Origin of the sequence: Xenorhabdus sp. BG5, from assembly GCF_015163665.1 — a bacterium.
In the GTDB taxonomy this organism is placed as follows: Bacteria; Pseudomonadota; Gammaproteobacteria; order Enterobacterales; family Enterobacteriaceae; genus Xenorhabdus.
This window is the reverse complement of record NZ_JADEUG010000017.1, coordinates 18,005-44,939: the sequence shown is the minus strand read 5'-3', so window position 1 is coordinate 44,939 and position 26,935 is coordinate 18,005. Positions and strand designations below refer to the sequence as shown.

At 45.3% G+C, this 26,935-nt stretch carries 21 protein-coding genes, 1 other RNA gene and 1 pseudogene; 11 read left to right on the top strand and 12 right to left on the bottom strand.

What is annotated here, in order from left to right; all coding sequences use genetic code 11:
• Positions 1–83: 83 nt before the first annotated feature.
• Complete coding sequence (locus IQ209_RS10705) at positions 84–989, bottom strand: LysR family transcriptional regulator (protein WP_193851292.1); 906 nt, start codon at positions 987–989, stop codon at positions 84–86.
• Between the two features lie 112 nt (positions 990–1,101).
• Here IQ209_RS10705 and IQ209_RS10700 point away from each other — a divergent pair, with 112 nt between their 5' ends.
• Positions 1,102–1,803, top strand: coding sequence for a pirin family protein (locus tag IQ209_RS10700; protein WP_193851291.1), 702 nt, complete (start codon positions 1,102–1,104; stop codon positions 1,801–1,803).
• Positions 1,804–1,860: 57 nt separating this feature from the next.
• On the opposite strand, the gene rnpB is transcribed toward IQ209_RS10700, so the two are convergent.
• An RNA gene (gene rnpB / locus IQ209_RS10695) (RNase P RNA component class A) lies at positions 1,861–2,233 on the bottom strand.
• Between the two features lie 42 nt (positions 2,234–2,275).
• A complete protein-coding gene (rsmI, locus tag IQ209_RS10690) occupies positions 2,276–3,166 on the bottom strand; it encodes a 16S rRNA (cytidine(1402)-2'-O)-methyltransferase (protein WP_193851290.1) in 891 nt (296 codons plus the stop codon).
• A 63-nt stretch (positions 3,167–3,229) separates the two neighbouring features.
• On the opposite strand from rsmI, the gene IQ209_RS10685 reads away from it, so the two are divergent.
• From IQ209_RS10685 to dolP, 4 genes are read left to right on the top strand one after another with little or no spacing between them, the layout of a single operon-like run.
• A complete protein-coding gene (locus IQ209_RS10685; RefSeq protein ID WP_193851289.1) occupies positions 3,230–4,987 on the top strand; it encodes a penicillin-binding protein activator in 1,758 nt (585 codons plus the stop codon).
• A gap of 35 nt (positions 4,988–5,022) precedes the next feature.
• The gene (locus tag IQ209_RS10680; protein ID WP_193851288.1) at positions 5,023–5,406 is read left to right on the top strand and encodes a YraN family protein; all 384 of its coding nucleotides are present in this window, start codon (positions 5,023–5,025) and stop codon (positions 5,404–5,406) included.
• Positions 5,407–5,457: 51 nt separating this feature from the next.
• The gene (gene diaA, locus IQ209_RS10675) at positions 5,458–6,048 is read left to right on the top strand and encodes a DnaA initiator-associating protein DiaA (RefSeq protein ID WP_074023390.1); all 591 of its coding nucleotides are present in this window, start codon (positions 5,458–5,460) and stop codon (positions 6,046–6,048) included.
• Between the two features lie 11 nt (positions 6,049–6,059).
• The gene (dolP, locus tag IQ209_RS10670) at positions 6,060–6,635 is read left to right on the top strand and encodes a division/outer membrane stress-associated lipid-binding lipoprotein (RefSeq protein ID WP_193851287.1); all 576 of its coding nucleotides are present in this window, start codon (positions 6,060–6,062) and stop codon (positions 6,633–6,635) included.
• A gap of 19 nt (positions 6,636–6,654) precedes the next feature.
• Here dolP and mtgA read toward each other — a convergent pair whose 3' ends face one another.
• From mtgA to arcB, 3 genes and pseudogenes are all read right to left on the bottom strand, one after another.
• Positions 6,655–7,407: a monofunctional biosynthetic peptidoglycan transglycosylase gene (gene mtgA, locus IQ209_RS10665; protein ID WP_193851286.1), complete on the bottom strand. Its 753-nt coding sequence runs from the start codon at positions 7,405–7,407 to the stop codon at positions 6,655–6,657.
• A gap of 4 nt (positions 7,408–7,411) precedes the next feature.
• Positions 7,412–8,065 (bottom strand): isoprenoid biosynthesis glyoxalase ElbB, encoded by a 654-nt coding sequence (gene elbB / locus IQ209_RS10660; protein ID WP_193851285.1) that lies wholly within the window; start codon positions 8,063–8,065, stop codon positions 7,412–7,414.
• Between the two features lie 145 nt (positions 8,066–8,210).
• Positions 8,211–10,644: pseudogene (arcB, locus tag IQ209_RS10655) on the bottom strand (aerobic respiration two-component sensor histidine kinase ArcB).
• A 669-nt stretch (positions 10,645–11,313) separates the two neighbouring features.
• On the opposite strand from arcB, the gene gltB reads away from it, so the two are divergent.
• From gltB to IQ209_RS10640, 3 genes are all read left to right on the top strand, one after another.
• Positions 11,314–15,771 carry a glutamate synthase large subunit gene (gltB, locus tag IQ209_RS10650; protein ID WP_193851283.1) on the top strand — a complete coding sequence of 1,486 codons (4,458 nt, stop codon included), beginning with the start codon at positions 11,314–11,316 and terminating at the stop codon, positions 15,769–15,771.
• 10 nt (positions 15,772–15,781) lie between these two features.
• Positions 15,782–17,200, top strand: a complete 1,419-nt coding sequence (locus tag IQ209_RS10645) for an FAD-dependent oxidoreductase (protein WP_193851282.1) — start codon at positions 15,782–15,784, stop codon at positions 17,198–17,200.
• Between the two features lie 401 nt (positions 17,201–17,601).
• Positions 17,602–18,018: a hypothetical protein gene (locus tag IQ209_RS10640; protein WP_228005827.1), complete on the top strand. Its 417-nt coding sequence runs from the start codon at positions 17,602–17,604 to the stop codon at positions 18,016–18,018.
• A gap of 123 nt (positions 18,019–18,141) precedes the next feature.
• Here the strand turns inward: IQ209_RS10640 and sspB are convergent, their stop codons facing one another.
• The 5 genes from sspB to zapE all read right to left on the bottom strand — a co-directional run bounded on the left by sspB (position 18,142) and on the right by zapE (position 21,913).
• Positions 18,142–18,639 (bottom strand): ClpXP protease specificity-enhancing factor, encoded by a 498-nt coding sequence (gene sspB / locus IQ209_RS10635; RefSeq protein ID WP_193851280.1) that lies wholly within the window; start codon positions 18,637–18,639, stop codon positions 18,142–18,144.
• A 3-nt stretch (positions 18,640–18,642) separates the two neighbouring features.
• Positions 18,643–19,284, bottom strand: coding sequence for a stringent starvation protein SspA (sspA, locus tag IQ209_RS10630; protein ID WP_193851279.1), 642 nt, complete (start codon positions 19,282–19,284; stop codon positions 18,643–18,645).
• A gap of 426 nt (positions 19,285–19,710) precedes the next feature.
• On the bottom strand, positions 19,711–20,103 hold the full coding sequence (gene rpsI / locus IQ209_RS10625; protein ID WP_045959780.1) for a 30S ribosomal protein S9: 393 nt from the start codon (positions 20,101–20,103) through the stop codon (positions 19,711–19,713).
• A 15-nt stretch (positions 20,104–20,118) separates the two neighbouring features.
• A complete protein-coding gene (gene rplM / locus IQ209_RS10620; RefSeq protein WP_189758737.1) occupies positions 20,119–20,547 on the bottom strand; it encodes a 50S ribosomal protein L13 in 429 nt (142 codons plus the stop codon).
• Positions 20,548–20,785: 238 nt separating this feature from the next.
• Positions 20,786–21,913: a cell division protein ZapE gene (gene zapE, locus IQ209_RS10615; RefSeq protein ID WP_193851278.1), complete on the bottom strand. Its 1,128-nt coding sequence runs from the start codon at positions 21,911–21,913 to the stop codon at positions 20,786–20,788.
• Between the two features lie 438 nt (positions 21,914–22,351).
• On the opposite strand from zapE, the gene zapG reads away from it, so the two are divergent.
• From zapG to degS, 3 genes are all read left to right on the top strand, one after another.
• On the top strand, positions 22,352–22,750 hold the full coding sequence (zapG, locus tag IQ209_RS10610; protein ID WP_193851277.1) for a Z-ring associated protein ZapG: 399 nt from the start codon (positions 22,352–22,354) through the stop codon (positions 22,748–22,750).
• A gap of 301 nt (positions 22,751–23,051) precedes the next feature.
• A complete protein-coding gene (locus IQ209_RS10605; protein ID WP_193851276.1) occupies positions 23,052–24,428 on the top strand; it encodes a Do family serine endopeptidase in 1,377 nt (458 codons plus the stop codon).
• An 89-nt stretch (positions 24,429–24,517) separates the two neighbouring features.
• Positions 24,518–25,582: an outer membrane-stress sensor serine endopeptidase DegS gene (gene degS / locus IQ209_RS10600; RefSeq protein WP_193851327.1), complete on the top strand. Its 1,065-nt coding sequence runs from the start codon at positions 24,518–24,520 to the stop codon at positions 25,580–25,582.
• Positions 25,583–25,658: 76 nt separating this feature from the next.
• Here the strand turns inward: degS and murA are convergent, their stop codons facing one another.
• Positions 25,659–26,921, bottom strand: coding sequence for a UDP-N-acetylglucosamine 1-carboxyvinyltransferase (murA, locus tag IQ209_RS10595; RefSeq protein WP_193851275.1), 1,263 nt, complete (start codon positions 26,919–26,921; stop codon positions 25,659–25,661).
• Positions 26,922–26,935 lie beyond the last annotated feature (14 nt).

Sequence of the window (26,935 nt, the reverse complement as noted above, 5' to 3'; positions counted from 1 at the left end):
CCTTCCTGTGTATTCGCAGCAAGGGGCGTTATGATATTCGCTACATTCTTTTTATTATCTTGGCATGAACCTTAATTGTTTTTTCACGCATGTTTTTGCTTCGCAAATAATTTAGGGATTTCACGCAAGCACCAAGACTTGGCTTCTCCCATACTATCGCGCCGCCATGCCATGATAATGTTGGTTTCATGGCTGTATTCCGAACCAATAACCCGCAAACGACCTTCGGCAATATCTTGTTCCACCATAGGGTATGGCATGGTTGCCACGCCTAATCCTGCCAACAGTGCCCGACGTTTATCTTCCAGTGAACTTACGGTCAAGCGCGGTTGTTTATCCAATAATTTAACCGTCAACACCGGACGTTCTCTTGCCGTATCAGCGACAGCTATTCCACGATATTTCACTCGTGTGGCATCAGACAGGGGTTCGGGTTCATGATGGATAGGGTGATCCGCACTGGCAACATAGACATTGTTAATAGAATAAAGTGCCCGCGAATTCACTTCGGCTGAAGCCCTGAAATGCAGATCAGGTGCAATCACAATATCAGCATATCCTGTTTCCAGGCGTTCCCACGCACCGGCTAATACTTCCGTCATTAACGAAAGCTGCGTATTCGATTTAGCCGCCAATTTATCCACAAGAGGAAACAGTGATGCCATTGGAAACAACGCTTCACACACAATAGTCAGATGTGTTTCCCAACCACGCGCAAGTGCTTCTGCATCTGCTGTCAATTTATCCGCAGCTTCAAGCAGTAACCGCCCTCGCTCCAATAGCATCCGGCCAACATTGGTAAATTTCGTGCGATGACCAGAGCGATCAAACAGCACAACGTCCAATTCCTCTTCCAATTTCTGCATGGTATAGCTCAGTGCAGAAGGAACTCGCCCCAACTCATCCGCTGCCGCAGCAAAACTTCCCCGTCGGTCTATCGCATCCATTACCCGCAGGGATTCCAAAGTAAGCGCACGTTCTTTACCCATATTTTTCTCAATCAGGAATTTTGAATATAGCCACCAGATTAACTGGCTAACATTTCAACGTCCAGATAATTAAGATCGACAGTCATAGATCTATAGTTGAAGAGATAACAGCATGATAATAATGAGAACAGCAAATCAATGCGGAAAAGCCGATTATGGCTGGTTACAGGCTCGCTATACTTTTTCATTTGGTCACTATTTTGACCCAAAATTTTTGAACTATAAGACGTTGCGTGTTCTTAATCAGGAAGTTTTGGCACCGAAAGCCGAGTTCCAACCCAAATCTTACCCACATGTTGATGTCCTGAATATTATCCTGCAAGGAGAAGCCCAATATCGAGACAGTGAAGGCAATAACTTTCATGCACACCAGGGAGACTGTTTGCTATTTTCTGCGCGTCAAGGGATCCGTTACAGTGAGCACAATACCAGTGACACGCTTCCATTGACACGGCTGCAACTCTGGCTCAATGCCTGTCCTCAGCAAGAAGCACGGCCATTACAGCATGTCACTCTGCCAAACAAACCGCTTACCTTATTGGCCTCTCCTACGTCGGAAAATCACAGTATGCATCTGCGCCAACAAGTATGGATAAGCTATCTTGTGCTTAAACCCCATGACAGCCAAATTTTGGCTTTACGTAGCAAACATGCTTACCTGCAATCCATCAGTGGTAATGCAATAATTAATGGCAACCAAAGCAGGGAGGTAAAGATTAACTGTGGGGATGGTGTCTTTATTCAGGAAGAGCAGAAAGTGATGTTACTAGCGGAGACGCCGTTTCGGGGCTTGCTGATTGATTTGGCTGACTGATAATTTCTTATTTATAAAGAAAAAGCCCTATAAAGCATCTGCTTTATAGGGCAAAATCTGTGAAGTTGACCGATAAGCCGGGTTCTGTCTTGGACAGCCATTCATCTAGGCCAGCACTTGCGCACTGGCTCAAGCAACCTACCCGGGTTCGGTACGGGCCGTACCATGCGAACCCCTATTTGGTCTTGCTCCGGGTGGAGTTTACCGTGCCACGAACTGTTGCCAGTCGCGCGGTGCGCTCTTACCGCACCCTTTCACCCTTACCTGATCCCAAACAAAGCTGGGCCATCGGCGGTTTGCTCTCTGTTGCACTAGTCGTAGGCTTTCGCCTCCCAGACGTTATCTGGCACCCTGCCCTGTGGAGCCCGGACTTTCCTCCCCTTTACTTCTCCCGGAAGAGCAGTAAAGCAGCGACTGTCTGGTCAACTCCGGCGCGGATTATAAGAGGTTTAATATCCAATGTATAGGGTTTTCACGCGTCTTCTTCAATTTGCTCCAACGCCTGGTTTTGATCGAGTGAATAACGATACAAGGCATTTTTCTTCACGCCGTGGATCTCTGCCGCCAATGCCGCTGCCTTTTTCAATGGCAGCTCTTTTTGCAACAATGCCAGTGTTCGCAATGCTTCGGGTGGCAAGCTATCCTCAGCGGGCTTACGATACCCCTCTACAATCAGCACCATTTCTCCGCGGCGACGAGTTTCATCTTCCTTGACCCATGCCAGAAGCTCACCCGCGGGCATTCCTTGAATCGATTCCCACGTTTTGGTTAATTCTCGTGCCAACACGATATAGCGATCGGCACCCCATACTTTTACAATATCTTCTAAACTGTCCAACAGACGATGTGTCGATTCGTAGAAAATCAGCGTACGCGGCTCTTGCGCTAATTCACGCAAGGTATCCTGACGTCCCTTACTTTTAGCGGGCAAAAAGCCTTCATAACAAAAACGATCTGAAGGCAAACCAGCAGCAGACAATGCGGTAATGGCCGCACAAGGGCCAGGTAATGGAACCACATTGATACCGGCTTCACGGCAACGGCGAACCAGATGATAACCCGGATCGTTAATCAATGGCGTACCGGCATCAGATACCAATGCGATGCTCGCGCCTTGTTCAAGTTTCGTAAGCAATTGATCTGCTTTTTGCTGTTCATTATGATCGTGAAGTGCGAACATGCGCGCATTAATGGCAAAATGTTGAAGCAACAAGCCAGTGTGTCGCGTATCTTCGGCTGCAATCAAATCGACATGTTTAAGAACTTCAAGAGCACGCTGAGTAATATCCCCCAGATTTCCAATAGGGGTTGGCACAACATATAGCGTGGATGTCGTAACCACTGCTCGATTGGTTTGATTCATTGTTTCATCCGAATGACCGATTTAAAATTGAGCATCTTTGAAAAAAACATCACTGGATACAGTATGCTTCCCTCAATTTTTGTGCGTTTAAAAACTGGTTTAATCTATACAGCATTGCTGTCAACTATGATTATTGCAGGGTGTACCATGCCCGAACAGCAAGGGCAACCAACTTCTAAGCCTCAGGATAAGATAAGCGCAGAGATTAACCGCTACCAGGCCATTATTGACGCAGCACACAATCAACCATCGTTGGATGTGATCCGTGCTTATATCGCATTGAACTCCTACGCAACAGATGAAGCTGCCCGCCAGAAAAACCTTGATGAGACCTGGCAATTATTGACGCAACTTTCCCCACAGCAAATGAGTGAATTGGTCATTAATGCCAACGAGTATACGTTGCGGGGCTGGCTTGATTTACTCAATACTTATCAGACCAATAAACAGGATCTCGATAAACTGCGGCTCGCTATTCACGATTGGCAAATCCGTTATCCCAACAACCCCGCTGCCCACAGTTTACCCACAGCCCTGCAACAAATGTTGCAAGAAACTGAAAACAGCTATGCCACAATTGGGTTATTTCTGCCTTTGAGCGGCCAGGCCAAAATATTTGGTGACGCCATCCGTCAGGGTTTCCTTGATGCTCAAAAAGGCTTGCCAAAACCATCGTTGCCAGAATCACCATTGCCAACAAATACCCCCGATCCAAACGGGGCTGTTAACGCTGAGCCCTCTGCCAGCGCTGCAAATTCAGGGAATACTGATGTTGCCACAACTGAACCAGACATGGGTGCGATGAATGATGCTCCTGTCAATGATCAGACTATAAAAGTCTATGACACCAACAGCCAGCCTCTTGCCGAACTGCTGGAACAAGCTAAACAAGATGGAGTCACTCTGGTGGTTGGGCCATTACTGAAACTCAATGTGGAACAATTGACTCAAATTGAAACTCCATTGAATATTCTGGCGCTCAATGAGCTTGATGTGCCACAAAGACAGCCGAATATCTGTTATTTCTCACTCTCTCCTGAAGATGAGGCGAAAAATGCCGCCATACATATCTGGCAACAGCAAAAGCACAGCCCTTTGGTGTTGATACCTCGTTCTGACTTAGGCACCCGTGTTGCAAAAGCCTTTGCGCAAGAGTGGCAAAAGCTGGGAGGGCAGACGGTATTACAACAATCTTTTGGCACGCTGGATGAAATGAGGCAATCCATGAATCGTGGAATTGGTATTCGTTTGTCGGGTACGCCGGTTATTTCCACAAATTCAACCACAGAGCCTGTCGATGCCGTTTATATTGTCGCGACAGCAAACGAATTGACAATGATCAAACCCATGATCGATATGGCAATCAGTTCCCGTAAAAAGCCAGCACTTTATGCCAGCTCGCGCAGTAATAAAGCAGGCTCAGGCCCTGATTTCCGCCTGGAAATGGATGGCATGCAATTTAGTGACATCCCACTACTGACAGGCATAAATGTGCCGTTAATGCAGCAAGCAGCCAAAAAATTCACCAATGATTATTCCCTGATGCGCCTCTATGCAATGGGCATTGATGCATGGTCATTGGCCAATCAATTTACGCAAATGCAGCAAGAAATGGGATTTCATCTGAGCGGTGTTTCGGGGGAACTCTCCGTGATGGATAACTGCACTATCTTGCGTCAATTACCTTGGATGCAATTCAATAATGGTCGCATAATCCTTGAAAATACCAATAACACGGAAGGTATCGATAACGCAGGAAATACCCATAACATAGAAAACACCGATAGTACTGATCAGGGAGATCATCCCGGAATTGAATAATTTTCTGTGATGAAAGGTATCGTGGTCATTTCAGGATGAAAAAACCAACAGGCAATCACTACGCGCTGGGGCGCCATTATGAACATCAGGCCAAACTGTTTTTGCAAAAACAAGGGCTTGTCTTTGTTGCTGAGAATGTAAAAATTCGCGGCGGTGAAATCGATCTCATCATGCGTGACGGGCATGCCTGGGTATTCGTTGAAGTTCGTTTCCGCCGAAATGCACAATATGGTGGCGCCATTGCTACAATTACCCAAAGTAAGCGCAGAAAGCTCTTGTATACGGCTGCTGTCTGGCTGTCCCAACGCAATGAATGTCTGGAAACGGCATCATGCCGCTTCGACGTTTGTGCAATAACAGGACAGAAATTTGAATGGCTGAAAAATGCCTTCACCCTGAATGAGACTCTATTTCAATAGAGTCTCAATTTTCTCGCTAAATAAATAATTCCAATATACATAGGTCATAACGTGCTGGATAGAATTAAAGTCTGTTTTACAGAAAGTATTCAAACTCAGATCGCAGCAGCAGAAGCATTACCCGACGCAATATCACGCGCCGCGATGATGATGGTTCAATCACTGCTGAGTGGCAACAAAATCCTTTGCTGTGGTAATGGTGGATCGGCCGCAACGGCACAGCGTTTTACTGCCAGCATGATCAATCGTTTTGAAACGGATCGGCCAAGTCTGCCAGCCCTGTCGTTGAATACTGATAATGTGGTGATCACCGCTATCGCCAACAGTAAACAGCCTGACGAAATTTATGCCAAACAAGTCAGGGCACTGGGGCAAGCAGGGGACGTCCTGCTTGCCATTTCTACACATGGAAACAGTCGAGATATTATCAAAGCGGTGGAAGCTGCTGTTACACGTGATATGACGATCGTTGCGCTGACAGGTTACGATGGCGGCGAACTGGCGGGCTTACTTGGTCCTCAGGATGTTGAGATACGTATTCCCTCACATCACAGCGTCAGGATCCAAGAAGTACATATGTTGACAATCAACTGCCTGTGCGACTTAATCGACAACACGTTATTCCCTCATCAGGATGAATAAGGAGCCAACTCATGCGGTTATTTTCTCTATTATTGGTCTGTTTCAGTACAATGCTATTACAAGGATGTATCGGTGCCGCCGTCGTAGGTTCCGCTGCAATTGCCACAAAAGCGGGGTCAGATCCACGAACCATTGGGCAACAAGTTGACGATACCACGCTGGAAGCCCGTGTCAGCAATGCCATCAGTAAGGACCCACAAATTAAGGCACAAGCCCGTGTGTCAGTGACTGTGTATCAAGGCAAGGTTCTTTTAACCGGACAAAGTCCCAATATGGCTCTGGCTGAGCGGGCAAAACAAATTGCGGCAAAGGTTGAAGACACTGACGTGGTATATAATGAGATCCGTCAAGCCAATCCCGTGACATTGGCGACGGCCTCCGCGGATGCCTGGTTGACAACCAAAGTGCGCTCCCAAATTTTAACCAGTGATGCGGTGAGATCATCCAGCATCAAAGTGGTGACAGAGGATAGTGAAGTCTTTTTGTTTGGCATTGTCACGCGACAAGAGGGAGCTGCGGCTGCGAAAATCGCCAGCGAAACTAGCGGCGTAAAACGTGTAACAACAGCATTTACCTACCTCAACTAACCCATCAAGGCGGCATTAATCAATGCCGCCCAACCTCACACCCTGTATTCAGCGCCCATCCCAACTTATTTTGCTTTAAGTAATTCACGCCCCCCATTAATTGCATTTGTCGCAAAATCCATTGCTGGCGTTGTAATACATACCGGGAAGGAGCATTCACTTTATAGCGATGAGGGTTTGGTAATACAGCAGCAAGCAATGCAGATTCAGTCGCTGTCAATCGGCAGGCAGGCTTGCCAAAGTAATGTTGGGCCGCTTCCTCGACACCAAAAATACCATTGCCAAACTCAGCAATATTGAGATAAACCGTTAAAATACGTTTCTTTGACCAGAGTAATTCCAGTACGGCAGTCATTCCCGCTTCTAATCCTTTTCTTAGCCAACTACGCCCTTCCCATAGAAATAAATTTTTGGTTGTTTGCTGGGAAATTGTCGATGCCCCCCGAATTCGCTTCTCATATTTTTTGTTATACGCCATAGCAGTTTCGATAGCCTCAAAATCAAATCCCCAATGTTTTGGGAATTTTTGATCTTCTGCTGCAATGACGGCTAACGCCATATAGGGTGAAATGTGATTCTGATCCCTCCATGAAGAGCGAGAAACATAAGACAAATTAATTGACATTAAGGTAGAGACTTGCCTCTCTATCATCATCATAGAAAACGGCACTGGCAAAAATGAAAAGGCAATTACAGCAATGAACCACAAAACCGTGATCGACACGACAATTATTTTCAGCCAGCGCCACAATATTGAAAAAGGATTTCTCATCCGATTACTCAATCATTTCCAATATTTTTCTAACCAATTTATCAATTCCTTTTTCTGCCTGCGCCAAAGATTCTGCGAGCATATAAGCCGGTGTTGTTACAATTTTGTTTTCAAAATCAACGACAATTCCATCAACCGGACACTCAACATGCACCCCTCCCATTCTCACGATTTGAGCCGCAGTTTCTGGATCATTGCCAATGGTTACTTTTATCGGTTTGCCTAATATTTTAGGTACCATGACAGGAGCGATGCATATGAACCCCATCGGTTTACCTTGACGGTGCATATTTTGTACTACACTTAATAATTCTTTATTTATTTCACAATCTGATCCTTTGAATGCGAAATTACATAAATTCTTGGCCGCGCCAAAACCACCAGGAATAATTAGCGCATCCAACTCATCAATATTAACTTTGGATAAAGGTTGTATATTTCCCCGTGTTATACGGGCGGATTCTTCCATTATGTCGCGACTCTCTTGTTTCTCTTCTCCGTTAAGATGATTAATAACATGGCGTTGTACCTCATCAGGCGAAAAAAAAGACACTTCAGCGCCAAGACGGCTTAAAGAGAGCATAGTAAGAACTGATTCGTGAATTTCACTTCCATCGTACACTCCACATCCACTTAATATAATGGCAACAGATTTCATATTTCTCTCCATTTGTAGTAGATTAATGCTTAACCCCTTAGAGGGTTAAACACCAATCTTCATCACAGATTTTAATGAATCTTGTAACAAAAAATCTTATCTTTGCTATGTTGGTACTTGAGTTCGGTGTAAAAGAATTCTTTAATTACTCGCATCGAAAATAAATCTTAGATAAGCGGGTAAACAGATTTCCCTGGTGTTGGCGCAGTATTAGCGCACCCCAACTTCGGTTGGGGTTATTTTTTTGTAACGCTTGATAACCAATTTCTTAATATTTCTATATCTTGCTTCCATTCCAACTTTAACTCATCCACCCATTCCTGAACATTATCCCACCACGCAGGTAAATCCGGTGACTGAATCTGCTGAGCCAATTGCTGCAAATGGCGTAATCCTACTGAACCAGCCGCACCTTTGATTTTATGCGCCTCTTCCGTAATGCCTTTTTGATCTCTGGCGGTCATATTGGAGTCCAGCAAAGCAAGATAATTTGGCATCATGGTTTCAAAAATAACCAGATTGTCTGTGATCATTTTTGGCCCAACCAATTCGATATATTGATTAAGCATCTCTGTATCCAGCCGTTCTTCATCCTGATTCACAAGATCAACGTCCACTAAGGCAGTGTCAGATTCAGATCCCTTGCCCCAATATTTTTCTATCACGGCAGTCAACGCTTTGACAGATAACGGCTTATTGAGCACATCATCCATGCCCGCATCAAGGTATTCTTTTTTATCCTTCAATACATTAGCCGTCAGCGCGATCAAAGGAGGCAAGGATTGGGAGGAGTAACGCTGATGTAATTGACGGGCGATATCCAGCCCCGTCATATCTGGTAATTGGATATCCAGTAACACTAAGTCATATTCATCAGGATCAAACATTGCCAGTGCATCATGGCCATTCATGGCAACATCCACACTGTTCCCCAATTTCTCCAGAACAGAACGGGCTACAATGACGTTCAATTCAATATCTTCTACCAGTAAGATATTAAGTGCTGGCAATGGCAGAGTATCTTGCTCAACCTTCCCTTCCGGGTGTTCATCAATGGCTGGCGCAACGACAGACAAGGTAAAGCAAGAACCTTTGCCCAACGTACTTTTCACCACAATGTCCCCGCCCATGCTTAGGGCAAGACGCTTCGAAACAGCAAGGCCAATCCCTGTCCCGGTTGCAGGACGCCCACCAGCGCTGTCTTTAACCTGATAATACATGGCAAAGATTTTTTCCAATTCGTCAGGAGGAATACCAATGCCGGAATCTGTCACTTCAAAGAATAGGCGTTCCTCTTCTTCTTCACGCCAGATACGAACCTTAATTTCGCCTTCAGGCGTAAATTTCACGGCATTACTAATCAGGTTCCACAAAATTTGTCGCAAACGAGTTCCATCAGTCAGCACTTTTGTGGGTAGTGGCAGCTCAGGCTCCAGAACAAATTTAATTCCCTTCGGCTGCGCCAATAAAGCTGAAATATTTTCTAAATCTGTCATGAAACCGGTGAAATCAATCGGTTGGTTATCAAGTTGGACTTTGCGGCGCTCAATTTTATCTAACTCAATAATATCATTAAAAATATTACCCAAAGTAATGGCGCTGACATGGATTGTTTCCAGGTATTTACATTGTTCTGGTGTTAAGTCGGTATCCATCAGAATTCGGCTCAAGCCCACAATGCCATTTAAAGGCGTACGAAGCTCATGGCTAATCGTAGAGATAAAAGTCGTCTTATCCCTGCTGGCGTTCTCCAATGCGTCCTGATAGCGTTTGCGCTCCGTTATATCGCGTCCAAATCCCATTAATCCATGTCGCTTGCCAACGCGATCATAAAAAGGGACTTTTCTGAGTTCAAAACAGGCTTTGCGTCCATCGGGATAAACTAACCATTGCTCATAGGTCAGAGATACATTATGGCGAAATACTTTTTCATCGGTTTCCATCACCTTGCTGGCAATTTCTTTATCGTAAACATCTGTCGGCGTCAGGCCGATGAGCTGTTTTTCGCTTTTGCCAGTCAATAATTCCATCGCCCTATTACAACCGGAAAATTCATTATCTTCATTGCGGTAATAAACCAGGTCCGGGGAGGCATCCAGAAATGAACGCAATAGTACCGATTGCTGTTCAAGCTCAATCTGGGTTTTTTCACGCTGCTCCATTTCCAATTTAAGTTTATCCAATAGAACCAAATGAGCTTTTTCCGCCTTCTCTCTGTCACTGATCTCCTGGTTCAATTGGTCGATGTTTTCTTTGAGTTGCAGGTTTAATTTCGCATCACGCTGACGCATTTCTTCAAGTTTTGCGACCAGACTCGATAAGCGCTGGCGGGATTCTTCAAGTTGTTCTACTACGATGGAGAGAAAATAAACCGCCCAAGGGGTAATTAACAAACCAAAAAAGATGGAGCGAATTAAATCAATACCTTGCACTTCTCCATGCAATACAAATGTCACCGCCATCTGCATCGCCATCGCAAGAATAACTAGAGCTGATGCAAGTAATATAGAAAAACGCACCAGCCCCAGCTTCATCATCAAATCTACATAATATTGGGCAAGCCCTCGAATCAGCTTCATAACAACTCCCAGTGAAATCTTTTCCAGTAAAGTTACTAGATTGAATCATAACGTAAAAAAGTCCCAACTTCGTTACGGGATATCACCCTCAACCTCTCACAAGGAATAAAAATGAAAATCATGAGAATAATTATGCAAACAAATTTCCCCGCCCCCCTTTAGGCGAAAAAAACAACCCATCACTTCCTCTTACAAATTAAAAAATACGCAATATAAGTCCAACTTAAGCCAAAAAATAAGATAAAAATATCAGGATAGATGCATTTTAAAGCACATCTAAAATAGATAATGGGGTGATTTTAGTGATATAACTCACATCATTTAAGCGCAATGATCTTAGTCACAAAATACAAAAAATCTTCATTTACTCATAAAAATCAACAAAATAAATAAAAAACGTCAATAAAAAACGCGATCTAACGCGATTTGACCAACTCTGTTTTTACCGTTAAGTTGGGAATTCGCTGAAAATCACCTGTCAGATGATCCTCTGGCTCATATTTATGCAGTGATAGATAACATAACATCATTTTGATTCACCGCTTGTTAATGCCAATAAAACAAGTGGCGTTTTACTGAGGGCGCAAATTAGACGCCTATAGAAAAAATAGATATCGATACCCTCTCGCGAGTGATGTGAGAGTCGGACAGAACTTGGGGAGCTTTACCATGTTGTATGACAGATTGCAGGAAAAAGATAACTGTGGCTTTGGATTAATCGCGCATATTGAAGGAGAACCAAGCCACAAGGTGGTGCGCACGGCCATACACGCACTGGCTCGGATGCAGCACAGGGGGGCAATTCTGGCGGATGGAAAAACAGGTGATGGCTGTGGTTTGTTAATGCAAAAACCAAACCGTTTCTTTCAAATGATCGCCGGCGAGCAATCATGGCGGCTCGCCAAAAATTATGCTGTCGGCATGTTGTTTCTAAGCCAGGATGCCAAAATTGCCCAATCATGCCGTGATATTATTGAACAGGAATTACAACACGAAACCCTATCCATTGTGGGTTGGCGGAAAGTTCCTATCAATCGCGATATCTTAGGTGATATTGCCTTATCAAGCCTTCCTCGTATTGAGCAAGTTTTTATCAACGCACCCGCCGGATGGCGGGCGCAAGATCTGGAACGCCGCCTGTTCGTTTCCCGACGCCGTATAGAAAAACAGATTACCGACAATGACTTTTATATTTGCAGCCTGTCCAATCTAGTCACAATTTATAAAGGATTGTGCATGGCTGCGGATCTACCGCGTTTCTATCCCGATTTAGCTGACCTGCGCATGGAATCTGCCATCTGTTTATTCCATCAGCGCTTTTCAACCAATACCATTCCCCGTTGGCCGCTGGCACAACCCTTTCGCTATCTGGCTCACAATGGGGAAATCAATACCATTACGGGAAACCGTGAATGGGCTAAAGCACGAGCCTATAAGTTCCGCACGCCACTGATCCCAGACTTATATACTGCTGCACCTTTTGTTAATGAAACGGGTTCCGATTCCAGTTCACTGGACAACATGCTGGAACTGTTTCTCAATGGTGGTATGGATTTAATCCGCGCAATGCGTTTGCTCGTTCCACCGGCATGGCAGAATAACCCTGATATGGATGATGATCTGCGTGCATTCTTCGATTTTAACTCCATGCACATGGAACCTTGGGATGGACCAGCCGGCATTGTGATTTCTGATGGACGTTATGCCGCCTGTAATTTGGATCGCAATGGCTTACGCCCTGCCCGTTATGTAATTACCAAAGATAAGCTGATTACCTGCGCTTCTGAAGTGGGTATTTGGGATTACCAACCCGATGAAGTCATCGAGAAAGGCCGTGTCGGGCCAGGTGAATTAATGGTTATCGATACCTATGAAGGGCGTATTCTCCACTCAGCGGAAACTGACAATGATCTAAAAAGCCGCCACCCTTATAAAGAATGGCTGGAAAAGAACGTCAAGCCTTTGATTCCGTTTGAAGAGTTGCCAGAAACACAGGTCGGGCAGCGCGGGTTAGATGACTGCCTGTTGGCAACTTATCACAAGCAGTTTGCCTACAGTAATGAGGAACTGGATCAAGTTATCCGTACCCTCGGTGAAAATGCTCAAGAAGCGACCGGTTCAATGGGCGATGATACACCATTTGCTGTACTTTCCAGCCGCCCGCGCATTATCTATGACTATTTTCGTCAGCAGTTCGCCCAGGTTACCAATCCTCCCATCGATCCATTACGTGAAGCTCATGTGATGTCTCTGGCTACCCGCATTGGGCGAGAAATGAATGTCTTTTGTGAAGCAGAAGGGCAGGCTCATCGGTTGTGCTTTCAATCGCCCGTCTTGCTCTATTCTGATTTCGTACAACTAACAACACGGCAGGAACCCTATTATCGCGCTGATACATTGGATTTGACCTTCAATCCACAAGAAATCTCCCTGAAACAAGCGGTCTTAACTTTATGTAAAAGGGCAGAGGAACTCGCCCGCAATGGCGCAGTATTGTTGGTGCTATCCGATCGTAATATTGCACCAGAAAGAATCCCCATCCCTGCACCAATGGCCGTCGGCGCTATCCAGCACTGCCTGGTTGAGAAAAACCTGCGCTGTGATACCAACTTGATTGTAGAAACCGCCGGTGCGCGTGATCCGCATCATTTTGCGGTATTGATGGGTTTTGGTGCTACGGCTGTTTACCCTTATCTGGCCTATGAATCACTGGGGAAAATGGTGGATGATGGCACAATCAATGCGCCATATGCCCGTGTGATGCTTAATTATCGTAATGGCATCAATAAAGGGCTGTATAAGATTATGTCCAAAATGGGCATCTCCACCATTTCCTCTTATCGCTGCTCTAAACTGTTCGAAGCCGTTGGTTTGCACCAGGATGTGACAGATATCTGCTTCAATGGTGTTGTTAGCCGTATTGGGGGAGCCGATTTCAGCGATTTTGAGCAAGATCTGCGTAATCTTGCCAAACGGGCATGGTTGCATCGCCACGCCATCGATCAAGGGGGACTGCTGAAATATGTCCATAATGGGGAGTATCACGCTTATAATCCTGATGTTGTCAAAACATTGCAGACCGCTGTTCACAGTGGCAACTACAGTGATTACCTGAAATATTCCGAACTGGTCAATGGGCGTCCCATCACCACCTTGCGGGATCTGCTTGCCCTTGCGCCTAAAGATGATCCCATTGATATTGCAGATGTCGAACCCGCAGAAGCACTGTTCAAACGATTTGATACTGCCGCCATGTCAATTGGTGCACTCAGCCCGGAGGCCCATGAAGCGCTGGCAGAAGCGATGAATACGTTAGGGGGTTTTTCCAATTCTGGAGAAGGTGGCGAAGATCCCGCTCGTTATCGTACCAAGAAAGTTTCCCGCATCAAGCAAGTTGCTTCCGGCAGATTTGGCGTTACACCAGCGTATTTAGCCAGTGCCGATGTGATCCAGATAAAAGTCGCCCAAGGCGCAAAACCAGGGGAAGGCGGTCAATTGCCGGGAGATAAGGTCACGCCTTATATTGCCAAATTACGCTATTCCGTTCCGGGCGTTACCCTGATTTCTCCACCACCACATCACGATATTTATTCAATCGAAGATCTGGCTCAATTGATTTTCGATCTTAAGCAGGTGAATCCACAGGCGCTGATCTCTGTCAAACTGGTTTCAGAACCTGGCGTAGGGACCATTGCCACCGGTGTCGCCAAGGCCTATGCCGACCTGATCACCATTGCCGGTTATGACGGTGGAACAGGTGCCAGCCCGCTCTCTTCGGTCAAATACGCGGGTTGCCCGTGGGAATTGGGACTGGTGGAAACCCAACAAGCGCTGGTTGCCAATGGACTACGCCATAAAATCCGCCTTCAGGTTGATGGTGGTTTGAAAACGGGGATGGATATCATCAAAGCGGCTATTTTAGGCGCAGAAAGTTTCGGTTTTGGCACTGGCCCAATGGTTGCTCTCGGCTGTAAATATTTGCGTATCTGTCACTTAAATAACTGTGCTACGGGTGTCGCTACACAAGATGAAAAACTACGCCAATCTCATTATCACGGCTTGCCAGAAAGAGTTATTAACTATTTCCGCTTTATTGCCCAGGAAACACGTGAACTGATGGCGCAATTAGGGGTGAAAAGACTGACCGATTTGATTGGACGCACAGACTTGCTGGAAATACTTGAGGGAATTTCTGCCAAGCAAAGCAAGCTCAATCTCGAACCCTTATTGGAAACGGTGGAACCTCATACCGGCAAAGCGCGGCATTGCACAGAGGGAAATCCGCCTTTTGACCAAGGTACGCTGAATAAAGTGATCGTCACCCAGGCTATGCCTTATGTAGAAAACGCGCAAAGCAAGACGTTCTATTTTGATATCCAAAATACCGATCGCTCTGTTGGCGCTTCTCTCTCCGGTGAGATTGCGGCTCGGTATGGCGATCAAGGGCGAGCTGCCGATCCAGTCAAACTGCATTTCAATGGGACGGCCGGACAAAGTTTTGGCGTCTGGAATGCTGCCGGTGTCGAACTGACGTTAATTGGCGATGCCAATGACTATGTCGGTAAGGGTATGGCTGGCGGCTGTATTACCATCCTTCCTCCTGCTGGCTCAGCATTTAAAAGTCACGAAACCACTATTATCGGCAATACCTGCCTTTATGGTGCAACAGGCGGGAAACTCTTTGCTGCCGGACGCGCCGGTGAACGCTTCGCGGTACGTAATTCAGGTGCCATCACCGTTATTGAGGGGATCGGCGACAATGGCTGTGAATACATGACTGGCGGGATCGTCTGCGTCCTGGGCAGCACTGGCGTAAATTTTGGTGCAGGTATGACGGGTGGATTTGCTTACGTCCTTGATGAATTTGATGACTTCCGCAAACGCGTCAATCCAGAATTGGTAGAAGTTCTCTCAATGGATGCCTTTGCCATTCATAAAGAACATCTGCGGGGATTAATCACCGAACATGTCCGTCTGACAAACTCTCAACACGGTGAAAGTTTATTGGAAAATTGGTCCCAATGGGTCAATAAGTTTGCTTTGGTTAAACCTAAATCCAGTGATGTCAGTGCGTTGTTGGGGCACCGTAGCCGTTCTTCCGCCGAATTGCGGGTTCAGGCACAGTAAGGAGTGAATAATGAGTCAGAATGTTTATCAATTTATCGACTTACAACGTGTCGATCCACCTAAGAAATTATTGAAAATCAGAAAAATAGAATTTGTTGAGATTTATGAACCCTTTTCTGAAATTCAGGCACAGGCGCAAGCAGATCGCTGTCTCTCTTGTGGTAACCCCTATTGTGAATGGAAATGTCCCGTACATAACTACATTCCAAATTGGCTGAAACTCGCCAATGAAGGACGCATCATCGAAGCAGCGGAATTATCACACCAGACCAACAGCTTGCCAGAAGTCTGTGGCCGGGTCTGTCCGCAAGATCGCCTGTGTGAAGGCGCCTGTACCCTGAACGACGACTTCGGTGCTGTCACTATCGGCAACATTGAACGCTATATTAATGACACAGCTATTGCGATGGGCTGGAAACCGGATATGTCGCATGTCATCCCAACAGGTAAACGTGTCGCCGTGGTTGGGGCAGGACCGGCAGGATTAGCCTGTGCAGATGTCCTGACACGTAATGGCGTACAAGTGGTGGTTTATGATCGCCATCCTGAAATTGGTGGCTTGCTCACATTTGGCATTCCCGCCTTTAAACTAGAAAAAGAGGTACTCATTCGCCGCCGTGAAATATTTTCCGAAATGGGGATTGAATTCCGTCTCAACACAGAAATAGGCCAGGACATCACTCTGGCTGAACTCACCAAAGAATTTGATGCCGTATTTCTTGGGGTGGGTACCTATCAATCCATCCACGGTGGACTGGAGAACGAAAACGCTGACGGAGTCTATGACGCCTTACCCTTTTTAATCGCCAACACCCGTCATTTGATGGGTTACCCGTCTCTGCCTGAGATGCCTTATGTTGATATGAAGGGTAAATGTGTGCTGGTGCTGGGCGGCGGTGATACAGCAATGGACTGCGTCCGTACTTCGATTCGCCAGGGTGCGACCCGTGTTATTTGCGCCTATCGGCGAGATGAGGAAAATATGCCCGGCTCCCGTCGTGAAGTAAAAAATGCGAAAGAAGAAGGTGCAGAGTTTCGTTTTAACCTGCAACCCATTAGCATTGAGATTAATGGTGCAGGACGGGTTTGTGGGGTCAACGTGGTGAAAACACAGCTGAGTGCCCTAGATGAAAAAGGCCGTCGTCAGGCTGAGATTATTCAAGGTTACGAATCTTTGATAGAAGCCGATGCCGTGCTTATGGCATTTGGTTTCAAGCCTCACACTATGAGCTGGCTGGATGAACATCAAGTCAAGATCGATCAAAAAGGCCGTATTATCGCGCCTGAATCCAGTACCCTGCCTTTCCAGACCAGTAATCCTCAAATATTCGCAGGCGGGGATGCTGTACGTGGTTCTGACCTGGTAGTAACCGCCATTGATGAAGGCAGAAGAGCCGCTTTCGGTATCCTCGACTACCTTGAAATCTAAACTCAATTCTTTTTTAATGAATTCTCCGACCTTTTAGTCGGAGAAGCTCTCACAAAATAAAAATCTCACCATTTTTTTATTTTCTTTTACTTCCAGATTAGTTGTATTTTTGGGATTTATGCGACTACTCTTATATCCTAAAGTTAAATATATCGATTTAATCTCCTGCTCATTATAGCAATACAGCAATAGTGCAATACCGTAATACGGCAATAAGATCTGTTTTTTTCGAAGAGAAAATTGCTTAGCAGAACTGATTAAATAGATATGAAATAAAAAATTATTAAAGTGATAATAATAGGTAGAAATATATGCGCTTACTTCCCCGGATACTCTTCTTCTCTTTTATATCCTTAGCAAGCTTGCCCTCACTTGCCAGATTCTCTACTCCCGCCGAAATTATGCAACAAGTACAAGAAAGAGGAGTAAATTCTGTTGTGGCAGAGATAAACGCAGAATATAAAAAAGACAAAATTATCCAGAATATTGCAACTGGTGATAAACAATGGCTGCAAGTTGCCTTTAAGCTATCCCCTAATATCCATCCAGAATTTTCCCGGCAAATTATTAATGCTTTATCAGTTGCTTTAATTGAAAATCCTGTAGAGGTATTATCACTGACAAAAGCACACCGCACTCTCTCATTCACTGATATCTGCAATATGCCGCCAACGATCAAAGGACTGAGCCAACAGAGATCATTTGCTAAGAAAATAATCAATAGCCTAAGAGCAGCGGAACAGTCTAATAGAGGAAAAAACCAATATAATATTGAAGCCTGTATATGGGAATTTGAGAGAGTATTTAGTTACATGTAGCACTAATTTGCTAAGAATAAAGGAGATCAATGTCTCCTTTATTTTTCACGAATCCCCTTCGGCCTCCAAGCTGCGGTCTTGCTGATTACAACTTGAAATCTATTGGATATGAGCTTTGAACAATTATTTTACGACGCGCAAAGTTGGGCGGCCTTTTGGCGGTTGAGGTGGTTCGTCATCTGGAGAATCATCATCATGAGATGCTTTTCTACTATGCTTACTATTGTGGATATGCACCAGATTATCCGCTACTGGCATATCCGTTTTTTCTGACTCAATACTATCCGCGTCATAGGCAAGTTCTGGCTCAAACATCATTCCTGCGCCATTTTCACGGGCATAAACCGCAATCACAGCCGCCATTGGAACAGTCACTTGACGTCCAACACCACCAAATCGGGCATTAAATCTCACTTCATCGTTCGTCAATTGCAAATTACCAACCGCTCGCGGTGAGATATTCAAGATAATTTGCCCATTTTGTGCATATTCCATCGGAACGTTAACGCCATAAAAGTTAACATCCACAACAATATGCGGGGTCATATCATTATCCAACAGCCATTCATAATGTGCCCGTAGTAGATAGGGGCGGCGTGGAGACATTTGAGTCATCTCCATATATTAACTCCGTGATTGTAAACGCATTTCACGTTCGACTTCCGTCAACGAGGCCAAGAATGCGTCACGTTCAAATACACGCTGCATATAGACTTGAAGATCTTTAGCACCTGGTCCTGACAACTCAACACCCAAGACAGGCAAACGCCACAGTAGTGGAGATAAATAACAATCCACCAAGCTGAACTCTTCACTCATGAAGAACGGCATTTCTCTGAAAATTGGCCCAATCGCCAGTAATTCTTCAGCAAGCTGTTTACGTGCAGCATTCGCTTCCTGAACACTTCCATCCTGAATTTTGTACATCAGGGAATACCAATCTTTTTCAATTCTATGCATCATCAGACGGCTGGAGCCTCGTGCGACAGGATACACAGGCATGAGTGGTGGATGCGGAAAACGTTCATCCAGATATTCCATAATGATGCGAGAATCATACAGGGTCAGCTCACGATCAACGAGAGTAGGAACAGATTGATAAGGATTCAAATCAATCAAATCCTGAGGCAAATTACCCGCTTCAACGTGTTCAATCTCTACGCTGACCCCTTTTTCCGCCAGTACAATTCTCACTTGATGGCTAAAAATGTCGGTCGGGCCGGAAAACAGAGTCATTACCGAACGTTTGTTGGCAGCGACAGCCATGAAAACCTCCAAGTTTATCTAAAAAAAGGAACGAACAGCCCTTCAATGAATAGCGGCTATTCTCGCTCATATTCTCATCCTGTTCCGCACTTATTATCCGAGGTATCCCCCTTTATCTTCCGGTGACTGCTTTATTGGCTGTAACAAGAAAATATCTTAGGGCATATTTTACCTCTGCCAAATCGGGCAAACTCATGGATAAGGCAAAAAATTGTTACTAGTCTACCAGATTTTGCACATTTTGTGGGGAAGTACATTGAGAATTAATGATGAAATATTAGAGTCTGGGAATTTATTTCTCAAAAATGCTATTTTTTTGCCAAAAACAGAGAATTATCGAAGAGTGAAAATTTGAAGGAATAAAAAACCCGCCATAAAAATGACGGGTTTTTAACTTTAACCCACTGCCACAGTTGTGGCAATAAATTAACGTTTGGAGAACTGTGGACGACGACGTGCTTTGCGCAGACCCACTTTTTTACGTTCAACTTCACGAGCATCGCGGGTAACGAAGCCAGCTTTGCGAAGTTCAGAACGCAGAGTCTCGTCATAAGCCATCAGTGCACGGGTGATACCGTGACGGATTGCGCCTGCCTGACCAGAAATACCACCACCTTTAACAGTGATGTACAGATCCAGTTTGTTCAGCATATCAACCAGCTCAAGTGGCTGACGAACAACCATGCGTGCAGTTTCACGACCGAAGTAAACTTCGAGGCTGCGTTGGTTGATTACGATGTTACCGCTACCTGGCTTAATGAAGACACGAGCGGAAGAGCTTTTGCGGCGACCAGTGCCGTAGTATTGATTTTCAGCCATTGCCTATAATCCCGATTAAATGTCCAGAACTTGTGGTTGCTGTGCCGCGTGGTTGTGCTCGCTGCCCGCGTAAACTTTCAGTTTACGGTACATTGCACGACCCAGTGGCCCTTTTGGCAGCATGCCTTTAACCGCGATTTCAATGACACGCTCAGGACGGCGGGCAATCATCTCTTCAAAGGTCGCTTGCTTGATACCACCGATGTGGCCAGTGTGGTGATAATAAATTTTGTCAGAACGTTTGTTGCCGGTTACAGCAACTTTTTCTGCGTTAACAATAATGATGTAATCACCAGTATCAACGTGCGGAGTGTATTCCGCTTTGTGCTTGCCGCGCAGGCGACGAGCTATTTCAGTTGCAAGACGGCCCAAAGTTTTGCCATCTGCGTCAACAACATACCAGTCGCGTTTTACGGTTTCTGGTTTAGCTGTAAAAGTTTTCATTAAAGCTTACCCAATTATAAGTTACACGTTGGTGAACACTCGATGTTCAGAAACTGTTTTTTGAGGTTCACACGACTCATGTCCAGCAAACCTACCCCTTCGAATAGCCTATGCCGGCACTAATGCAAGTTTTTTGGGAAATAAAAAATCCTGCTGTAACGTGGGGTCGCAAGATTATAGAGAACTCATCGTAAAAAATCGACCCCAAATTCAATAATTATCCCAAAGGACGAAAGAATCAGGGTAAATGTGGAAGTTTCAGGTATTCCTCACTTTGCATTTCTTGCAAGCGAGACAGGCAACGTTGATATTCAAACGTCAACAACTCACCCTGATAAATCAGTTCCATCGGCGCGTCGGCATTAATGATAAGTTTTACCTGGCGCTCATAGAATTCATCCACCAAGGCAATGAAACGCCGGGCGGCATTTTCATTTAATGCCGTCATGATCGGCATATCGTGCAACAAAACCGAATGATAAAGTTTTGACAAAGCAATATAGTCGAGTTGACTACGCGGATCTTCACACAATGTTTTGAAATGGATTGCCAATACCCCATCAACACTACTGATTGCAGGCATATTGCGATGATTGATCTCCAATATTGGATTCGGCTCCCCTTCTCGCCCGGCCAAACGCAGAAACATATGACGCATCTCCTGTCGATTCTCCTCTGACAATGGCGTCAAATAGAGATGGGCCTGTGTTAATGTCCGTAGGCGATAATCGATACCGGCATCGACATTCATCACGTCACAATATTTTTTGATCAGTTCAATGGCTGGCAGAAATCGTGCGCGCTGCAATCCATTTCGGTATAACTCATCAGGCGGGATATTGGATGTCGCCACCAGGGCAATTCCTCGGGCAAATAAGGCTTCCAGCAAGGTGCCGAGGAGCATAGCATCCGTAATATCGGACACAAAAAACTCATCAAAACAGAGTATATCCGTCTGTGCCTTGAACCCATCAGCGATTATCTCCAAAGGATCTTCATGGCCTTGTAACGTTGTTAACTCTTCATGTACTCGTAGCATGAAACGGTGGAAATGGAGACGCAGTTTTCGCTCAGTGGGTAAACTTTGGTAAAACATATCCATCAGCCACGTTTTGCCACGCCCGACCCCGCCCCACATATAAAGCCCCTGAACAGGGCGGAATGGCACAGACGTTTGCCGACCAAACAATTTACCCAATATGTCTTTCAGTCCATTAGCTTGCGGAGTAGGACGCGGTTGAGCATTGATGAGGTCGCTATGAATAAGATCAAGGCGTTCAACCGTCTTGCGCTGTACTTCGTCAGGTTGATACTGACCATCAGACAGTGCTGATTGATAGAGAGATGAAGGTGTAATCGGTGCCATCAAAATAACAATCCTTAAAGTTTTTTATCCTCAGTACGTATATACGCATTAAACTTCAAGTTGCAATTTACAACACGATATGAAACCTGATTTTTTCCGCTTTGCGGGGAGAAATCACACGCCTCTTGAAGTTAGATTAGTATAATAATTTACCAATAAGAACTATACCAATGCCCACTACTGTGAATTGAGGGATATGATTTTGCCTACCTACTTTGGTAAATCTGTATAAAATTAATCTATTAGATTACAGATAAATGAATTAATTAATAATCAATATTCCACTCTGACTAAATTAACGGTTATAGTGGTCATCATGAACCAAGAGCCTATCCCAATAGTTGTATATCCTTGTAAACAGAACTGCCTAATGGGATAACGCTCTAGAACATTGCAGAAACAATATTGCAGAATAACGATGTTACTAAAGGAGTTGCCATGACTTGGGAATATGCCCTGATCGGATTAATCATCGGTTTTATCGTCGGCGCGCTGGCTGTCCGCTTTGGCAGCTCAAAGCTACGCCAACAAAATGCCCTACAGACGGAATTGGAGAAAAATCGGGCTGAATTGGAAGAGTACCGCAAAGAGCTGGTCAGCCATTTCGCCCGTAGCGCTGAATTACTTGACAATATGGCACACGATTACCGTCAGTTGTATCAGCACATGGCGAAAAGTTCCAATGAACTGATGCCCAACATGCCAGTACAGGATAATCCTTTCAATTATCGTCTAAGCGAATCCGAAACTGAGACAAATAAAGTGACGACTAACACGCCTCCACGGGATTATTCTGAAGGTGCATCTGGTCTGTTCCGTCCGATCCAAGATAAATAATTAATACACTTTGCCGTGGTAATAATAGCTACCACGGCCCCCCTTTCGTGCCCTTCATCCAATGGAAATATTTTTGTTTTTTATTTTTGATTCACGTAAATACCTGTAAAGAAACGCATTGAAACGACTTTATTAGTGAACTTTGCTGAATAATTGAGAGTCATAACAGCATTGAAACAATGATGCTTAAGGCCTATCTAATCCCCTGGAATAAGTGATTTCCAAGGTAGCAACGCCTTGACAGGACAGGTCTCTTAAGCACAATTTCCTTTTCTAGCTTAGGTATTAAGAGAACGTATTCATGAAAAGAAAAAATACATTGCTCAGCACACTCGCTATTAGTATCGGACTATCTTTAGCTTCAGTTCCAATGGTAAGTAATGCAGCCCTACCTGCTGCGACCGCTCAAGAATTACCCAGCCTCGCTCCCATGCTGGAAAAAGTGCTGCCTTCTGTTGTCACTGTTCATGTTTCAGGTACAGAAGTACAAAGCCAACAGCTCCAGTTACCTGACGATTTCCAATTCTTCTTTGGGCCAGCATTTCCCCCGCAAGAACCAAGAAAACGTCCATTCACAGGGTTAGGTTCTGGGGTAATTATTGATGCCAATAAAGGTTATGTATTGACCAATAGTCATGTCATTAATAATGCAAATAAAATACGCGTTCAATTAAATGATGGCCGTGAATACTCAGCAAAACTTCTTGGACGTGATCCACAAACCGACATTGCTCTTTTACAATTGAACGATGCTAAAAATCTGACTGCCATCAAGTTCGCTGACTCCGACCAACTGCGCGTCGGAGATTATGCTATTGCCATCGGTAACCCATTTGGCTTGGGGCAAACTGTCACATCTGGGATCATTTCTGCTCTTGGCCGTAGCGGCCTGAATCTGGAAGGTTTGGAAAACTTTATCCAGACCGATGCCCCTATTAACCGCGGTAACTCTGGTGGTGCATTAATTAACCTGAAAGGAGAACTGATCGGCATTAACACCGCCATCCTCGCACCAAGTGGTGGTAACGTCGGTATCGGTTTTGCTATCCCAAGTAATATGGCTAAGGTCCTTTCCGCTCAGCTTATTTCTCATGGAGAAATCAAACGCGGCGTACTCGGTATCAAAGGAACCGAGATGACAGCTGACATCGCCAAGGCACTCAATGTTGAAGCACAGCAAGGAACATTTGTCAGCGAAGTTCTGCCTAAATCGGCCGCGGCTAAAGCGGGTATCAAACCAGGGGATGTCCTAATCTCCTTTGATGGCAAGAAAATTAATAGCTTTGCTGAGCTACGCGCGAAGGTTGGTACAACAGTTCCAGGCAAAGAAGTCACAATTGGTCTGCTGCGCAAAGGGAAACCTCTTGAAGTCACCGTTACACTGGATAATAGTGATGGAGAGCCAACAAAAGCAGAAAACTTGAGTATTGCCCTGCAAGGCGCAACCCTGAGTAATGCCGCCATAAAAAATACCCAAGGCATCAAAGTGGATTCAATTATTCCGAACTCACCTGCTGCAATATCGGGTTTGCAAAAGGATGACTTGATTGTTGGTGCCAACAATGTGCGTGTACGAAATATCAGCGAATTACGCAAGATTACTGAGGAGAAGCCAGCCATTATCGCACTGAACGTCTTACGTGGTGACGATAATGTTTATCTCTTACTGCGTAATTAATCTATATCCACGACAGACGCAGTATGATGCTGCGTCTGTCTACTTCTATGCTATTCTTCTTTCAATCACTTACTATTCTGAATAATGTCATGCTGATCAAGTTATTACGCTCTATACTCATAGGCTTATTGATTGCCGCTATTTTGCTGGGCGTTATCCCTTCCCTGCGTCCCAGCGGCTTAAAAAATTTCCTGAGCGATAACAACAACAGCAGCGATACCGTATCCAGTTTCAGCAAAGCAGTCCGCCGGGCTGCTCCTGCGGTAGTCAATATTTACAGCAGCAGCATGGGTAGTTTTTCCCATGAAAGCCGGGAACTTCTTCCTTTAGGTTCCGGTGTCATTATGAGTGAACAAGGCTATATCCTCACTAATCGGCATGTTATCAATAAGGCAGCTTCCATTATTGTCGCCTTGCAAGATGGGCACTTTTATGAAGCACTGTTAGTCGGCTCAGATGGCCCAACCGATCTGGCAGTTTTAAAAATCAACGCCACAAACTTGCCTGTGATCCCAATTAATCCTAAGCGTATGGCCCACGTAGGGGATATCGTGTTGGCGATCGGCAATCCGTACAATTTGGGACAAACCATCACACAAGGCATTATCAGTGCAACCGGGCGCGTCGGCCTTAGTCCAACGCGTCGCCAGAATTTCCTGCAAACAGATGCGTCAATTAACCAAGGCAACTCCGGTGGCGCTTTGGTCAATACGCTAGGAGAATTAGTGGGTATTAATACGTTGACGTTCGATAAGTCTGAGTTTGGTTCAACACCGGAAGGGCTGGGATTTGCTATTCCAACAAAACTGGCTACGACCATTATGCAAAAATTGATCCGTGATGGCCGGGTTATCAGGGGATATATAGGCATCACCGCCAGAGAATTGCCCTATATTCGCTCATCAGGCAGTAATATCAATCAAATTCAGGGGTTGCGCATTTTCCAGGTTGCACCCAATGGTCCTGCTGAAAAAGCGGGGATCAAGGTGGGAGATATCATTACCAGCGTTAATCACCAGCCAGCTATCTCACCGATGGAAACGATGGATAAGGTCGCGGAGATTCGTCCCGGCAGTATTGTTCCTGTCACTGTGCTACGCGATGGAACTTCCCTCACACTTAACGTCACAATCGATGAATTTAATGGCTACTAATCTTTCCTCGTCCATTATTTTCTCACCCATTATTTTCTCACCCACAATGTGGGCGAGAAAGAATACCTGATTCCGTTTAGCCAGCAGCCTTTATACGCTCAATATTTGCCCCAAGGCCACGCAGCTTATCTTCAATATGTTCGTAACCACGGTCAATATGATAAATACGGTCTACAACTGTCGTTCCTTCGGCAATACAACCCGCTAATACTAAGCTCGCAGAAGCACGCAAATCAGTCGCCATTACCTGAGCACCAGATAATTTTTCAACACCATGACACAGCACCGTATTGCTCTCAATTTCAGCCCGTGCGCCCATACGAATCAACTCTGGGATATGCATGAAGCGATTTTCAAAAATGGTTTCGGTGATCATGCCTGCACCATCCGCAACCATATTCAACAGGCTGAATTGTGCCTGCATATCGGTTGGAAAGCCTGGATGCGGTGCTGTGCGGAATGTCACTGCTTTCGGCCGTTGACCATGCATATCAAGGCTAACCCAGTCCTCTCCCACGTTGATATCCGCCCCTGCTTCACGCAGTTTGGCTAAAACAGCATCCAAGGTATCCGGTTTCGCATGACGACACACTACCTTACCACGCGAAACTGCCGCAGCGACCAGGAAGGTGCCAGTTTCGATACGATCAGGCAGTATACGGTGAACACCTCCCCCCAAACGCTCAACGCCTTCAATCACAATGCGATCGGTGCCTGCACCTTTGATTTTGGCTCCCAGCATATTGAGAAAATTAGCCGTATCTTCAATTTCAGGTTCACGTGCTGCGTTTTCAATGACAGTGGTGCCTTCTGCCAAGGTTGCCGCGGTCATGATCGTAACCGTTGCCCCAACACTGACTTTATCCATCACAATGCTGGCACCTTTCAAACGGCCATCCACGGTGGCTCTGACATACCCTTCATCCAGCACAATTTTCGCACCAAGTTGCTCCAGGCCAGAAATATGGAGATCAACAGGACGCGCCCCAATGGCGCAGCCGCCTGGCAAAGAGACTTGCCCCTGACCGAAACGCGCCACCAACGGCCCCAATGCCCAGATGGACGCTCGCATGGTTTTAACCAGTTCATAAGGGGCACAATATTCATTGACTCCACTCGCATCAATAAAAACAGAACCATTACGTTCCACTTTTGTTCCTAAACGATTAAGCAATTTGATCGTGGTATCAATATCTCTCAATTCAGGAACATTCTGTAATTCAACCGGCTCTTCTGCCAGTAACGCTGCGAACATAATTGGTAAGGCGGCATTTTTTGCCCCGGAAATGGTTACCTCTCCCGACAGGCAGGTAGGCCCTTTCACACGAAATTTATCCATCTATCATGATTCTC